Annotated in this window: 14 protein-coding genes; 5 read left to right on the top strand and 9 right to left on the bottom strand. The window is 75.3% G+C overall.

Annotated elements, in window-relative coordinates; all coding sequences use genetic code 11:
- Positions 1–733, top strand: a 733-nt coding sequence (locus E1266_RS27695; RefSeq protein WP_132051940.1) for an MFS transporter, incomplete at its 5' end; no start/stop codon positions are given.
- A 24-nt stretch (positions 734–757) separates the two neighbouring features.
- On the opposite strand, the gene E1266_RS27690 is transcribed toward E1266_RS27695, so the two are convergent.
- The 6 genes from E1266_RS27690 to E1266_RS27665 all read right to left on the bottom strand — a co-directional run bounded on the left by E1266_RS27690 (position 758) and on the right by E1266_RS27665 (position 6,542).
- Positions 758–1,801 (bottom strand): iron chelate uptake ABC transporter family permease subunit, encoded by a 1,044-nt coding sequence (locus E1266_RS27690; RefSeq protein WP_207945949.1) that lies wholly within the window; start codon positions 1,799–1,801, stop codon positions 758–760.
- Positions 1,798–2,856 carry an iron chelate uptake ABC transporter family permease subunit gene (locus tag E1266_RS27685; RefSeq protein ID WP_243718951.1) on the bottom strand — a complete coding sequence of 353 codons (1,059 nt, stop codon included), beginning with the start codon at positions 2,854–2,856 and terminating at the stop codon, positions 1,798–1,800. Before E1266_RS27685 ends, E1266_RS27690 begins: the two co-directional genes overlap by 4 nt.
- Before the next feature lie 48 nt (positions 2,857–2,904).
- Complete coding sequence (locus E1266_RS27680) at positions 2,905–3,087, bottom strand: hypothetical protein (RefSeq protein ID WP_132051938.1); 183 nt, start codon at positions 3,085–3,087, stop codon at positions 2,905–2,907.
- Positions 3,084–4,103 carry an aromatic ring-hydroxylating dioxygenase subunit alpha gene (locus E1266_RS27675; protein ID WP_132051936.1) on the bottom strand — a complete coding sequence of 340 codons (1,020 nt, stop codon included), beginning with the start codon at positions 4,101–4,103 and terminating at the stop codon, positions 3,084–3,086. Before E1266_RS27675 ends, E1266_RS27680 begins: the two co-directional genes overlap by 4 nt.
- 106 nt (positions 4,104–4,209) lie before the next feature.
- Positions 4,210–5,031, bottom strand: a complete 822-nt coding sequence (locus tag E1266_RS27670; protein WP_132051934.1) for an IclR family transcriptional regulator — start codon at positions 5,029–5,031, stop codon at positions 4,210–4,212.
- Positions 5,028–6,542 carry a long-chain fatty acid--CoA ligase gene (locus E1266_RS27665; protein WP_132051932.1) on the bottom strand — a complete coding sequence of 505 codons (1,515 nt, stop codon included), beginning with the start codon at positions 6,540–6,542 and terminating at the stop codon, positions 5,028–5,030. The genes E1266_RS27670 and E1266_RS27665 overlap by 4 nt, the downstream gene beginning before the upstream one ends.
- A 132-nt stretch (positions 6,543–6,674) precedes the next feature.
- On the opposite strand from E1266_RS27665, the gene E1266_RS27660 reads away from it, so the two are divergent.
- The 4 genes from E1266_RS27660 (at position 6,675) to E1266_RS27645 (ending at position 9,666) form a co-directional block, all read left to right on the top strand.
- Positions 6,675–7,544: a PaaX family transcriptional regulator C-terminal domain-containing protein gene (locus E1266_RS27660; protein WP_243718949.1), complete on the top strand. Its 870-nt coding sequence runs from the start codon at positions 6,675–6,677 to the stop codon at positions 7,542–7,544.
- 86 nt (positions 7,545–7,630) lie between these two features.
- Positions 7,631–8,035 carry an STAS domain-containing protein gene (locus E1266_RS27655; RefSeq protein WP_132051930.1) on the top strand — a complete coding sequence of 135 codons (405 nt, stop codon included), beginning with the start codon at positions 7,631–7,633 and terminating at the stop codon, positions 8,033–8,035.
- Between the two features lie 73 nt (positions 8,036–8,108).
- Positions 8,109–9,023 carry an oxygenase MpaB family protein gene (locus E1266_RS27650; RefSeq protein WP_132051928.1) on the top strand — a complete coding sequence of 305 codons (915 nt, stop codon included), beginning with the start codon at positions 8,109–8,111 and terminating at the stop codon, positions 9,021–9,023.
- Between the two features lie 13 nt (positions 9,024–9,036).
- The gene (locus E1266_RS27645; protein ID WP_132051926.1) at positions 9,037–9,666 is read left to right on the top strand and encodes a TetR/AcrR family transcriptional regulator; all 630 of its coding nucleotides are present in this window, start codon (positions 9,037–9,039) and stop codon (positions 9,664–9,666) included.
- Here E1266_RS27645 and E1266_RS27640 read toward each other — a convergent pair.
- The 3 genes from E1266_RS27640 to E1266_RS27630 all read right to left on the bottom strand — a co-directional run bounded on the left by E1266_RS27640 (position 9,663) and on the right by E1266_RS27630 (position 14,220).
- Positions 9,663–11,438, bottom strand: coding sequence for an ATP-binding protein (locus E1266_RS27640; protein WP_132051924.1), 1,776 nt, complete (start codon positions 11,436–11,438; stop codon positions 9,663–9,665). The genes E1266_RS27645 and E1266_RS27640 overlap by 4 nt on opposite strands.
- Positions 11,439–11,746: 308 nt before the next feature.
- A complete protein-coding gene (locus E1266_RS27635) occupies positions 11,747–12,421 on the bottom strand; it encodes a response regulator transcription factor (protein ID WP_132051922.1) in 675 nt (224 codons plus the stop codon).
- Complete coding sequence (locus E1266_RS27630) at positions 12,412–14,220, bottom strand: histidine kinase (RefSeq protein ID WP_165966237.1); 1,809 nt, start codon at positions 14,218–14,220, stop codon at positions 12,412–12,414. Before E1266_RS27630 ends, E1266_RS27635 begins: the two co-directional genes overlap by 10 nt.
- Between the last annotated feature and the right edge of the window lie 319 nt (positions 14,221–14,539).

Genomic DNA, 14,539 nt, shown 5'->3' with positions numbered 1-14,539 from the left:
GTTCGGGGTCGGGTGGAACTACGCGGCCGCGGCCGCCGGGACACTCGGCACGATCGCGCTGCTGACGCGGCTCCCGCCGCTGCGCCCGGAGGTGGTGAACGAGGGCGAGAACCCGCTGCGGGCCATCGGGGACGGGTTCCGCTTCGTGGTCTCGCACCGGGTCGTCGGCTCGCTCATGCTGCTCGGGACGCTGTTCATGGTCGCGGGCGGCATTCCTGTGCTGATGCCCGCGTTCGCGGCGCAGAGCCTGGACGGCGGCGCCACCACGGTCGGGCTGCTGTTCGCCGCTCCGGCGTGCGGCGCGGTGCTCGCGTCCGTCACGAGCGGGTGGGCCGGGACGGTGCGGGCGCCGGGCATGGCGCTGCTCGTCGCGTCCGTCGCCGGCTTCGCCGCGCTGGCGTGCCTGGGCCTGGCCCGGCATCCGGCGCTGGCGGTCACGATCCTGTTCGCGTACGGGTTCGTGGAGTCGGTCGAGGAGATCCTGCGGTACGGGCTGATCCAGTCCCATACGCCTGACTCCCACCTGGGGCGCGTGAACGCGCTGTGGGCCGCGCAGGAGACCGGTGGCGGCGCTATCGGGGCACTGGGGGCGGGGGCCATGGGCCGCTACCTGGCTCCGGGCGCCGCGATCGTGGTCTACGGGACGGTCAGCGCCGTGCTCGCGCTCGCGCTGGCCGTCACCCTCACCGGCCTGCGGACCGCGACGCTGCGTCCGGACCCGAAGCCGGGCTGACGACGCCGGCGCCCGCCGGGCCGGTCATGTCGTCCCCTTCCGCGCGGTCGCCGACAGCAGCCATGCGAGGTAGACGCCGCCGAGGACGCCGGTGACGATGCCGACGGGCATCGCGACCGGCAGGTGGAGCGAGACGAGGTCGGACGCGGCCAGCAGCGCGGCGCCGGTCAGCGCGGCCGGCAGCAGCTGCGCGCCGGGGCGCCGGGTCAGCCGCCTGGCGAGCTGCGGCGCGACGAGCGCGACGAACGGGACCGGCCCCACCGCGGCCGTCGCGGCGGCGACGAGGCCGACGCCGGCGGCCGTGAGCAGCGCCCGCGTCCGCTGGACGGGCACGCCGAGGGCCCGCGCGGTGTCGTCGCCCAGCTCGCCCATGCCGAGGGGGCGGGCGAGCAGCAGCGCCGCCGGGACGAGGACGGCCAGCGCGATGCCGAGCGGGACGGCCTGGCTCCAGTCCCGCCCGTTCAGGCTGCCGGTCAGCCAGAACGCGGCCTCGTACCCCTCGCGCAGCTCCGCGCGGGTGAGCAGGTAGAAGTTCGCCGCCTGCAGCATCGCCGCCGCGGCCACGCCGATGAGCACCAGCCGGACGCCGTGGACGCCGCCGCCCCTGCGGTAGGCGACCGCGTAGACGGCGAGGGCCGTCAGCACGGCGCCCGCCGCCGAGCTGGTCGTGATGGCGACGGCGCCGCCGCCGAGCACGAGGATCTGCAGCAGCGCGCCCGTCGCCGAGCCCTGCGTGAAGCCGATGATGTCGGGGCTGCCGAGCGGGTTGCGGGAGATGCTCTGGAAGATGGCGCCGCTGAGCCCGAAGGCCAGCCCGGCGAGGAGGCCGGTGACGGCCCGCGGCAGCCGCAGGGTGGTGACGATGAACTCGGTGGCGCGGTCGCCCTGCCCGAGGAGGGCGAGCAGCACGTCCCGCGGTGCGATGGGGAACTCGCCGGAGCCGACGACGAGCACGGCGGCGCCGGCCGCGACCGCCGCCAGCACCGCGCACACGGCCAGCGCCCGGGGCTCCCAGCGCACCGAGAGCGCGCCCGCCCGCAGGACCCGCGGCTTCAGGGCGGCCTTCACAGGTCGCGCGTCCTTCCCCGCCGGACCATCAGCGCGAACAGCGGCGCGCCGAGGAACGCGGTGACGATCCCGGTCTCCAGCTCGCCGGGCGTGACGACGCGGCCGATGACGTCGGCGGACAGCAGCAGGACGGGGGCGAGCAGCAGCGAGCACGGCAGCACGCGCCGCTGGTCGGGGCCGACCATGGCGCGGACGATGAACGGGACGGCCAGCCCGAGGAACAGGATCGGCCCGGCCGCGGCCGTCGCGGCGCCGCACAGCACCACGATCGCGAGGGCGCCGAGCGCGCGGGTCCGCCCGGGGCTGGAGCCGAGGGCGCGGCCCGCCTCGTCGCCCAGGGCGAGCGCGTTCAGCGGGCGGGCGAGCAGCAGCGCCAGCGCCGCCCCGGCGACGACGAACGGGAGGATGCGCACGAAGACGGAGATGTCCCGCGCGCCGACGGAGCCGACCTGCCAGAACCGGAAGCCGTTGAAGCTCTGCGGGCTGAGCAGCATCACCCCGGCCGTCAGCGCGCTGAACACGGCGTTGACCGCGGCGCCGGCGAGCACCAGCCGCCCGGGCGACGCGCCGCCCCTCCCCCGCGCCCCGATCATGTAGACCAGCGCGGCGGCGCCCGCCGCGCCGGCGAACGCCGCCCACACGTAGACGAGCGCGTCGTCCACCTGGAACGCGCCGATGACGATGACGACCGCGAGCGCCGCCCCGCCGTTCACGCCGAGCAGGCCCGGTTCGGCGAGCGGGTTGCGGGTGAGCGCCTGCATGACGGCGCCGGCGAGCCCGAGCGCCGTGCCCACCGCGATCCCGAGGAGCGTCCGGGGCAGCCGCAGCTCGTGGACGATCAGCTCGGCGCGCGAGTCGTCGTCCGGGGAGAGCACGCCGGGCAGCACCCGCCCGAGCGGGACGTCGCCGGCGCCGATCGCGAGGCTGGCGGCGATCGCCGCCAGCAGCGCGGCCGCCAGCGCGGCGAGCCACCACCGGAAGGCCCGGCGGTGGGCGCCGGGCGGCCCGTCCGCCTGCGCAGGTGAGGGCGGTGGTTTCCGCACGGGGGACAGCACGGCGTAAGGGTAGCCTAAGCTAACCGAGCCGGGCGGCGGCGGTAGGGATCACGGCGTCCCGTGGCCGGGGTGGGCGAGGAGCCACGTCCAGATCTCGGCCGGGTCCTCGGCGGTGCGCCGGGCGCCGCAGTGGCAGGTGCCGGTGAGGCGGTCCGACCCCGGCGACCACTCCACCCGCAGGCGCCCGCCGTTCACCGGGCGGGCCGGGTTCACCGGGCGAGCAGGGCTCATCGGGCGGTCTGCCGCTGCAGGATGCGGCGCGCGGCGAGGCCGCCGGTGTCGATGTTGATGGACAGCTCCTGGTAGCCCTCCGGCTCGGTGGCGATCACCTTCTCCAGGGTGTTCAGCGCCTCCACGTCCTGGAGGACGACCGTCCGGTTGCTCTCGGCGAGGAACTCCGAGACGCCCTCGTCGTCGAGGGCGAAGTCGCGGGCGACCATCCAGAAGTCGTGCGTGGTGGTCTCGGTCTCCGGCGTGATGGCGTAGACGATCTCGGCGTGGCAGGCCCTCGGGTCGTCGCCGTCCGGGCCTGGCTCGATGCCGGTCGGGGCGATGCGGCTGTGCAGGAGGTACAGGCACGGCGGGTGGTACTCGATGTCCTGCCACCGGTCGATGCGACCCTCGATGCCCGTGGACTCGCGGTAGAAGGACGGGCACTCGACGTCCTTCATGCGGCGGCTCACGTAGATGACGCCCGCGTCCTCGTCCACCTCGGTGGTGATGGGGGTCTGCGCCACCTCGGGCGTGCCGATGTAGCCCGCGTGCAGGTACGTCTCGTGGGACAGGTCGAGCAGGTTGTCGACCAGCAGTTCGTAGCGGGCGTCGAGGTGCTCCATCCCGCGGACGGTCACGTAGCCGGGCGAGTCCAGCCACGGGGCGCGCGGGACGGCCTTCGCGTCGCCCTCCCCTTCACCGATCCAGACCCAGACGAGCGAGTCCTGCTCGACGATCTGGAACGCGGGGACGCGGGCGGTGCGGGGAACGCGCGTCTGCCCCGGAACGGCGACGCACACCCCGTCGGGCGCGTAGGTGAATCCGTGGTAGCCGCAGACGATGTTGTCGCCGTCCCGGTTGCTCTCCGACAGCGGGAAGCGGCGGTGCACGCAGCGGTCGGTGAGCGCGACCGCCTCCCCCGCCCTGGTCCGGTACAGGACGAGGGGTTCGCCGCAGACGGTCCGGGCGAGGAGGCCGTCGCCCACCTCCTGGCTGTAGGCGGCCACGTACCACTGGTTGCGTGCGAAGACCATGGGGCGCTCCTCCGGAGGACGGCGGGTGGACAGGGGGTCGGTCCGACCATCCCGGCACCGCGGCGAGGCGGGCCACAGCGATTCCGTCCAACGGAAGAACCGCCCGTCAGCGGCCGTGCAGCGCGGTCTCCGGAGGGCGCAGGGCGCGGGGGGCGCCGAGCGCCCGGGAGATGCCGCGGGCGCTGGCGCGGACGACCGGTATCAGCGCCCGCGCGTCCCAGCCGTCGGACGGGACGACGATCGCGACGGCCGCGACGACGCCGTCGTCCGGGCCGAAGACGGGCGCCCCGACCGACAGCGCGAACGTCTCGACCTGGCCGTCGCTGACCGCGACGCCCGTCCGGCGGACCTCGGCGAGGACGCGCCGCAGCCGCGGCCCGGACGTGATCGTCTTGTCGGTGAAGCGGCGCAGGGGGCCCGCGATCGCGCGCTCCTGGAGGGCGGTGTCGGCGTGCGCGAGCATCGCGAGGCCGACGCCCGTCGCGTGGGCGGGCCAGCGCCCCCCGACGCGGGACAGGACGTGCACGGCGTCGCGGGCGGAGATCCGCTCGATGTAGACGACCTCCAGGCCGTCCAGGACGGCGAGGTGGACGTTCTCGTGCGTCGCCTCGTAGAGGTCCTCCAGGAACGGCATCGCGGCCTCGCGCAGCGCGAAGCCCCGGGGCGCGAGCGCGGCGACCTCGAAGAGCCGCAGCCCGATCCGGTACAGGCCGCCGCCGTCCCGTTCCAGGGCGCCCCAGCGGGTCAGCTCGCCGACCAGCCGGTGCGCGGTCGACAGCGGCAGCCCGGCGCGGCGGGCGATCTGCGTGATGTTCAGCGCGGCGCTCTCGGCGGAGAACGCCTCCAGAATGTCCAGTACGCGACTGGTGACGGTCGGGCGCCCGCCGCCCCGGGGCCCGGCGGACGCCGCCGGCTCGCGTGCCGTCATGGCATGCCGTGCTCCGCGCGCAGCCGCGCCTTGAGGATCTTGCCGGCGGCGTTGCGGGGGATCTCGCCGGCCAGCACCGCGGACTTGGGGATCTTGTAGCGGGCGAGCCGCCCGGCCAGCGCGCCGAGGACCTCGCCCGGGTCCACGTCCGCACCGGGGCGCGGGACGATGATGGCGCGGCCGACCTCGCCCCAGGTGTCGTCCGGGACGCCGATGACCGCGCAGTCCTGCACGCCGGGGTCGGCGAGGATCGCGTTCTCCACCTCGGCCGGGTACACGTTCTCGCCCCCGGAGATGATGACGTCCTTGATCCGGTCGACGATGTAGGCATAGCCGTCCTCGTCGACGCGGGCCGCGTCGCCGCTGCGGAACCAGCCGTCGGCGAGGACCGCCGCGGTCTCTTCCGGGCGGCCCCAGTAGCCGCGCATGACGTGCGGCCCCTGCACGACGACCTCACCGGTCTCGCCGGGCGCCACGTCCGCCATGCCGGGACCGACCACGCGCACGTCGCTGAAGAAGTGCGGCACGCCGGCCGAGCCGGCCTTGGACACCGCGTGCGCGGCGTCGAGGAAGAGCGTGCCCGGCGCGGCCTCGGTCATCCCGTAGCCCTGCAGGAACGTCAGGCCCCGGCTCTGGTAGGTCTCGATCAGCGACGGCGGGACCGGCGCGCCGCCGCAGGTGAGGATGCGCAGGGAGGACAGGTCCGCGCCGGCCCAGCCCGGCTCCGCGGCGACCCGCTGGAACATCGTCGGCACCCCGAACATGAACGTGACCCGGTGCTCGGCGATCATATCGAGGGTCGCGGCGGCGTCGAACTCGGCGACCAGCACGCACGTCCCGCCCTTGAGCAGCACCGGCAGCGTCAGCATGTTGAGGCCGGCGGTGTGGAACAGCGGCGCGGAGACGAGCGCCACCTCCCCCGCCACCAGATCGTGGTCGATGAGGACGTTGACCGCATTCCAGGTGATGTTGCCGTGGGTGAGCGTCGCGCCCTTGGGCCGCCCGGTCGTCCCGGACGTGTACATGATCATGCAGGGGTCGTCGAGCGCCACGGGAAGGTCGAGCGGCTCGTCCGGCGCGGCGCCGAGGAGCGCCTCGTACCTGCCCTCCCCCCGGTCGCCGACCGCGATCTCCGCGCGGGCGGACGCGTCGTCGCGGACGGCCTCCGCCAGCCCTGCGTGGGACGGCCCGTACACCAGCGCCGACGCGCCCGAGTCGGCCAGCTGGTAGGCGATCTCGGGGGCGGTGAGCCGCGTGTTGAGCGGGACGAAGACGCCGCCCGCCATGCCGGTCGCGAACAGCGTCTCCAGGAAGGACGGATGGTTGGGGCCGAGGTAGGCGACCCGGTCGCCCGGCCGGACGCCGAGGCCGCGCAGCGCGTGCGCCAGGCGTGCGACACGGCCGAGCAGGGCGGCGTAGGAGAGCGTCCGCCCCTCGTGGACCAGGGCGGCCGCCCGCGGGGTCTTGCGGGCGCGGCGGGCCGGCCAGGACCCGAGTCCTTCGTTGCGCATTCGGGCTGTCCTCTCCCGGAGGGATGGGCCTACGGGCGAAGTTAGGCGTATTCTTCACAGCGGTCAATCTTTTGCAGAAGATCTGTGCCGGGGCGCGGCGGCGGGTCCCGCCGCCGTCGTTACGCTGGCGGGATGACGGGAGCCGGAAGCGTGAACGCGGGCAGCGCGGCGGGGCCGCGGGCGGCCGGTGAGCCGTACCCGAGGCTCCGGCCGCAGTCGCTGATGCTGACCTACCTCGGCAACTACGTCCTCGGCCGCGACATCGCGGTGTTCTCCGGCAGCTTCATCACGACCTTCGCGCGGCTCGGCGTCGGCGAGCACGCCGTCCGGTCGACGCTGAGCCGCATGGTCGGCCGGGGCCTGCTCATGCGGCACCGCTCCGGCCGGCGCATGCACTTCGGGCTCACCCCCCGGTCGGAGGAGATCCTGCGGGACGGCGAGGACCGCGACTGGCGGCACGGCGTGCTCAACGACGACTGGGACGGCACCTGGACGGTGCTGGCGTTCTCCATGCCCGAGTCGTGGCAGCGCGTCCGCCACGATCTGCGCGCGCGGCTCACCTGGGCCGGGTTCGGCTCGCTCGGCAACGGCACGTGGATCGCGCCGTCCCGGGTGGACGTCCGCCCGATCGTCGCCGGGCTCGGCCTGAACGGCCACCTCAAGGTCTTCGCCGGGGCCGCCGAGCAGCCCACGGACGTGGCCGGGATGCTGCGCGAGGCGTTCGACCTGGACGGCCTCGCCGACGGGTACCGCGCGTTCCTCGGCCGCTGGGACCGCCCGGACCCGCTGCCCGGCGCCCCCGACGACCTCGCCCGGCACCTGTGGCTGACCACCGAGTGGCTGCAGCTCGTCCGCGCCGACCCCCGGCTCCCCGTCCGGCACCTGCCCGCGGACTGGCCCGCCATCCGGGCGCAGCGGGTGGTGCGGGAGCTGCGCGTCCGCTACGCGCCTTCCGCCCGGCGCCTCGCCGACGAGGCCATCGAGTTCATCCGCCTCCGCTGATCCGCCGGACGCCTCCCGCCGCCGGCCCGCATGACCCGCCCCGCCACGGGTAGGCGATCTGCCTGCGACAACGGAAGGTGATCGGCATGACCCTGGGAGCGGACGGACCGCCGGGCGCGGTCCCTCCCGAACCGCTGCGCGTCCGCAGCACCACCCGCAACTCCTGTCTCGTCGTGGAGGCCGAAGGGGAGCTCACCATCCTCACCTCGGACCAGCTGCGCGACCACGTCCTCGCCGACATGCGCCTGCTGGACGGGCCGCCGCGGGTCGTCATGGACGTCGGCGAGGTCGACTTCTGCGACTCCTCGGGCCTCAACGCGCTGATCGTCCTCTGGAAGAGCGCGCACCGGGCCGGGGGCGAGTTCGTGCTGGTGCGGCCGGAGCGGCGGTTCCGCACCATCCTCGAGCGCAGCGGCCTGGACCGCCACCTCATCGCCCATCCGACGCAGGACGAGGCGGTCGCCGCGCTGCGCGACCCCGGTCCGGGCTGACGGCCCCCGCCTTGCCGCCCGATACAGATGATGATACGAATTTTGTATTAACGTCTCACGAGGGCGAGCCGCCATGGACAGCCTCGACACCCGCACCTCCCCCGCGCCGGACACCGCGCCCGACACGGAACCGGCGGCGCGCCGCCCGGCGGGCGCGATCCCCGGGCCGTCCTCGCTCACCTGGCGCTACGCGGGCGACTGGCGCGGCGTGTTCACCAGCAGGTCGACGCTGCTGCTGCAGGTCGCGCACCCCGTCGTCGGCGCGGGCGTCGCCGACCACTCCGCCTTCGTGGAGGACCGCTGGGGGCGCCTGATGCGCACCCTGGAGTCGGCGAACGACTTCCTCGGCTACCGCGGCGAGGAGCGCGGCCGCACCGAGGCGGCCCGGCTGCGCGAGATCCACAAGGACATCAAGGGCGTCGACGCCGAAGGCCGCCGCTACCACGCGCTGAACCCCGAGGCGTACCTCTGGGTCCACGCCACGCTCTACCACGGCATGGTGCACACCCAGCGCGTGTTCGGACGCGCGCTGGAGCCCGCCAGGGAGAAGCGGCTCTTCCAAGAGTGGCGGGACCTCGCGCTCGCCCTCGGCATCACCGAGCGCCACCTGCCGGAGGACCCCGCCGCCTTCCGCGACTACTTCGGCGACATGGTCGAGAACCGCCTCGAGAACAACTCCACCGTGGAACTGCTCATCGAACTCGACCGGAGGCCGCTGCCGCCGCCCCCGAAGTGGCCCCTGCCCAGGGCCGCCTGGACGGGCATCGCGCTCCCCCCGTCCCGGGTGCTGCGGAAGACGGGCATCGCGACGCTCCCGCCCGTCCTGCGCGAGCGGTTCGGGCTGCCCTGGACGGCCGCCGACCGGGCCCGCTTCGGCATGTTCGCGCGCAGCGTGCGCGCGGCGGGCGCCGCGACGCCCGAGCGGCTGCTCTACTCCCCCATCGCCGCCCGGGCCGCGCGCCGGGCCCGCCGCGCGCCGGGCGGCTAGAGTCGGCCGCACGATGACGAGCGACGACGAGCTCCTGCGCAGCCTGCTGACGGGCGGCCCGGAGAGCGAACCCCAGACCGACCGGATCCTGGACGCCGCGCTGCGGTCGTTCGAGACCTACGGGCCCCGCCGCACCACGATGGACGACGTGGCCCGCGAGTGCGGGCTCGGCCGCGCCACCATCTACCGCCGCTTCCCCACCAAGGGCGACCTGGTCACCGGCGTCCTGCTGCGGGAGGCGCGGCGCTTCTTCGCCGAGCTGGACGAGGCCGTCGCGGCCCTGCCGACCCTGGAGGAGCGGCTGATCGAGGGCTTCGCCGTCACGCTGCGGATCAGCCGGGAGCAGCGCCTGATGACCCGCCTCATGGTCGTCGAGCCGGAGCTGTTCCTCCCGCACGCGACGGTGCGGGCCGGCCCGCTGCTGGCGGCGGCCCGCGGCTACCTCGCCGGGCGCCTGCGCACCGCCCAGCGGGCCGGCGCCGCGCCGCCGCACGTCGACCCCGAGGTCGTCGCCGAGATCCTCATCCGCCTCACCCACTCCCTCATGCTGACCCCGGACGGGCACATCCCCCTCGACGACGAGGGCGCCCGGACCTTCGCGCGCCGCTACCTGCTCCCCATCATCCGCGACGCGACCCCCTAGCCGTCGCCGCCCGGAGCAGGGGCGGGGAGGGTGATCGCCAGGGTGGTGCCCCCGCCGGGCGGGCTGTGCACGGTGACGTCGCCGCGGAGGGCGCGGACGCGGTCGGTCAGGCCGGCGAGGCCGCCGCGGGGGGACGGGACGGCGCCGCCCGCGCCGTCGTCGCGGACTTCGGCGGCGATGCGGTCCGGCCCGGGGCGGACGCTCAGCTCGATCGACCCGGCTCCCGCGTGCTTGACGGCGTTGGTGAGGGCCTCGCACAGGGCGAAGTACAGCGTCGACTCGATCTCCCGCGGGAACCGGCCGGCGGGGATGTCGAGCGAGACCGGGACGGGAGCCCTGGCGGCGACGAGCTCCATCGCGGGGGCCAGGCCGGCGTCGGCGAGGATCGCCGGATGCACGCCGCGGGCGAGGTCGTCCAGCTCGGCGACCGCCTCGGCCAGCTCGCGGCGGCAGATCCGCGCCTGCTCGCGCGCCCGCGGGTCGCCCGCCGCGGACTCCAGCTCCGCGAGCAGCCCCTCCAGCGCCCGGAGCCGCTGCTGGGCGCTGCGCTGCAGGTCGGCGGCGAGCCGCTCGCGCTCGGCCGCCTGGACGCGGACGAGCCGCTCCCGTGCCTCGCGGGCCTGTTCGAGGGTGGCCTGGGCCTCGGCCTCCAGCCGCGCGGTCTCCAGCGCGCGGCCCCCGGCGGTCAGCGCGGCCTCGACGAGCGGCTCGTGGTCGCGGAGCGCGACGTCGACGTCCACGACGGCCAGGGGCCTGCCGCCGGACGTCCTGACCTCGTGCCGCCAGCGTCCCGGTGCCTCGCCCGGCGAGGTGTCGACCCGGCGGCCGGTCACGTCGACGTAGCCGCCGCCGGCCCACAGCCACAGCTCCAGGGTGCCGTCGCGCAGGACGCTGCGCAGGGCGTCGCGGACGTTCTCCACCGAGACGGGGTCGGTGAGGCGCTGCATCCGCTCGGCGACGGTCAGCTCGGCCAGCCGGGAGCGCAGCGCCGTGCCCAGGAAGGCCAGCGGCACGGTCGTGGCGAAGACCCCCTGGACGAGGTAGACGCCCATGACGTCCTCCAGCGCCACGCCGTGGTCGATGAGCGTCCCCTGGACGGCCAGGGCGCCGCTGACGCCGACCGTCACGGTCACCGCGACCGGGACGGTGAGCGCGCGGTCCAGCGGCCCGATCCGCGGCAGCCGCGCCACCAGGATGACCACCAGCACGCCCGCCAGCCCGGCCGCCACGGCCGTCAGCCCGCGCTGGACCGCCTGGAACGCCGCGAAGTCGGGCGCCACCGACGGCCAGGCCACCGCCGCGGCGAACCCGTTCCATTCGGGACGCGAGAAGGCGCACAGCAGGGCCTGGCCGCCGACCATGACCACGACGGCCGAGCCCGTCCACGCCCGGGCGGCGAACCCCTCCAGGCGCCCGCCCGGGTACATCAGGACGCCGACCCCTATCGCGGTGAAGAACACCGACTGGGCGAACACCGACACGACCGGGCCGACGCCGGCGTCCCAGGCCGCCGACCAGGTGACCGCCCACGCCGCCGCGGCGGCGATGAACGCCGCGCCCGTCCGGCGGCCGAGCCTTCCGGCGGCCAGCAGCCCGCCCGCGATCGCGAACCCGCCGCAGCAGGCGAGCGTCACCGCGGCGGCCGCGGGCGCCCCGCGCCAGTACGGCCAGCCGCACACCAGCGCGCCCGCCGCCACGGCCGCGCCGGCGAGCACGGCGCGGCGGACCCGCGCGCCGAGCCAGAGGGGCGGCCGCCAGGGAACGGGCCTCACCGCGGTCCCTTCGTGTCGTCCTGGGCAGGGCGTGCCGTGCCGGTCCTCCGGGCCGGTCCTCGGTGCCGGGCCGATCTTCCGTGCCGTCCCGGGCGGGCTCCGTGGTTTCCCCGGATGTGCGCGGCGCGGCCGGGCCGGGAGCATGGGCCTATGCCGGGCGCGGCCCCGGGCAGGGCGGGCCCGGGACGCGTCCCGGCGGCACGCGGGACCGCCCACCGGACCGCTGACGCGGTCCGACCGGCACGGTCAGTGTTCCGCACCCGGAGCGCCGGGCGGGAGGGCCCGTTACCCGATTGATGCCCGCGGGCTCAGCGCGCGTCCGCGGCGCGCAGCCAGGTGAGGACGGCGAGCACCCGCTTGTTGCTGTCCTGCGGCCCCGGCGGCCCGCCCGACGAGACGATCTTCAGCTTGGTGAAGATGGCCCGGACGTGGTCCTCGACGGTGCGGGCGGACAGGTGCAGCCGCTTGCCGATCCCCGCGTTGGAGTGCCCCTCGGCCATCAGCGCCAGCACCTCCCGCTCGCGCTCGGACAGCCGGGCCAGCTCGTGCTCCCGGTGCCGGGCCTCGACGAGCCTGCTCACGACGTCCGGGTCGATGACGACCTCGCCGCGCATGACCCGCTCCAGCGCGGACCGCAGGTTCTCCACGTCGGTGACGTGGTCCTTCAGCAGGTACCCGACGCCGCGCGGCTGGTCGCGGAACAGCTCCATCGCCTGCGGCGTCTCGTTGTAGGCCGACAGGACGAGCACGCCGGTGCCCGGGTGCCGGTCGAGGAGGCGCCGCGCGGCGACGACGCCCTCGTTGGTGTAGGTCGGCGGCATGTGCAGGTCGACGATCGCCACGTCGGGCGGGTCGCCCGCGACGCGGGTGACGAGCTCGTCGCCGGAGGCGGCGGACACGACGACCTCGATGCCGACCGTGGTGAGCAGGGTGACCAGGGCCTGCCGGAAGATCCCGCTGTCCTCGGCCACGGCTACTCGCATGGCAGGTCCATCCTCACCGTCGTGCCCCGCCCGGGGCCGCCGTCGAATTCCACGTGCCCGCGCAGCGCCCGGAGCCGGCCGGACAGCCCCGGCAGGTCGGCGGGGCCGGCGGCCGGGCCGCCCGCGCCGTCGCAGCTCACCTCCGCGACCAGCCGCCCGCCCTCGGCGCCGACGCGCACCAGCACCTCGGACGCACGCGCGCGCTCGACAGCGTACGACAGCGCCTCGCAAAGCGCAGAGTAAAGCGTGGACTCGACCTCGCGGGAGAACCGGCGGCCGGTGACGTCGAGCTTCACGCGGGTGCCGAGCCGTTCGGCGACGACCTCCAGCGCGGGGCCGAGGCCGTCCTGACCGAGCAGCGCCGGCTGCACCTCGCGGGCCAGCGCCCGCAGCTCGCCGAGCGCCTCCACCAGCTCCGCGCGGCAGGTCCGGGCGTGCTCCTTGACAACGGGGTCGTCGGTCACGGCCTCCAGCGTGCCGAGCATCGCGCCGAGCGCCAGGAGCCGCTGCTGGGCGCCGTCGTGCAGGTCCCGGGCGAGGCGCTCGCGCTCCACGGTCTCGGCGCGGACGAGCCTGCGGTAGGCGGAGCGGACCTGCTCCAGCCCCGCGTGCACGCTGGCCTGCAGCCGCGCGGTCTCCAGCGCCCGGCCGCCCGCGACCAGCGCGGCCTCGACCAGGGACTCGTGGTAGCGGAGCGCGCCGCCGAGCTCCACGACGGCGAGCCTGTCCCCCGAGGCGCTGACCACCCGGTGCCGCCAGCGTCCCGCCTCGCCGTCCGGGTCGGCGTCCGGGTCGCCGTCCGGGTCGGCGTCCGGGTCGATGTCGACGGGACGCCCGCGGGTGTCGACGTAGGTCTCCTCCATCGGCGCCCAGAACCACAACTCCAGCGTCGGGTCGTGCAGGACGTCGCGCAGCGCGTCGCGGACCCGCTCGACCGACACCGGCGCGGTCAGCCGCAGCATCCGGCCCGCGACGGTCAGCTCGCCGATGCGCAGGCGCAGCCCGGACGCCAGCAGTGTCAGCGGCACGAGGACGACGACCGCGCCCTGGACCACGTAGACCTGGAGGAGGTCGTCCAGCGGGATCGACGCCTCCATGATCGGCTTCTGGGTCACCGCGGCGGAGATGCCGACGAACGCCAGCGCGGCGGTCACCGGGAGGGTGAGCAGGCGCCGCAGCCGTCCCATCCGCGGCAGCCGCAGGAGCAGCACGACGGCGAACGACAAGGCCAGCAGGAGGTACAGCACCGCGGAGACCTGGAGCACGGTCTGGAACAGCTCGAAGTCGGGGAACGGCGCGGGCCACCACACCGACTCGCCGCGGAACGCGGCCCACTCCGGTTCGGACGTCACCCACAGCGCCGTCGGGCAGACCACCAGGATCACGCCGGCCGCGGCCGTCCAGATCCGGTCGGCCGGGTACTCCAGCCGCCCGCTCGGGTACATCAGGACGCCGACGCCCAGCGCGAGGTAGAACTCGGCCTGCGCGTACGGCGACACGATCGGGCCGATGCCCGCGTCCCAGCTCGCCGCCCAGTTGGCCGCCCAGCACACCGACGCGGTCAGGAACAGCAGCCCGGTGCGCCGGGTCCGCCCGCCCGTCGCGAGCAGGACGCCCACCACCGCGAGCCCGGCACAGCTCACCAGCGTGATCGCCGCGGCCCCCGGATGGTCACGCCAGTACGGCCAGCCGGCGACGAGCGCCAGCCCCGCCACCGCGAGCCCGGCGGCGAGGGCGCGCCTCGTCTCCGCGCCGAACCACGCCGGCGACCTGCGTCTCCGGGGGGCGGAAATCACCACGACCACCCTCTCCATGCTCGGACCTGCGGACACGTCCTGCCACCGGAAACCCACGGTGCGGCGGTCCGTGGTTTCCCGGGGCCGGCACGGCCGCGCGGACGGCGGAACCGGCCGCACGGGCAGTTTCCCCGACCGTCCCGCCCGACCACGTGGGCGTTATCCGATCGATGCGGGACTTCCCCTTGCCCGAACGGAATTCACATTGCCGGGAAACGCTCCCGGGAAACCCCGGGACCGTATCCGGGCTCACCTGGATTGCCGATTCGATTCACGAATGCAAGGATCGTTTTCGCTCGGCAGGGGCGCAAGGGGGGAAAGG

The organism is Actinomadura sp. 7K534 (assembly GCF_004348575.1).
In the GTDB taxonomy this organism is placed as follows: Bacteria; Actinomycetota; Actinomycetes; order Streptosporangiales; family Streptosporangiaceae; genus Spirillospora; species Spirillospora livida.
The sequence above is the reverse complement of the archived record's forward strand: the minus strand, read 5'-3'. Positions and strand labels throughout refer to the sequence as shown.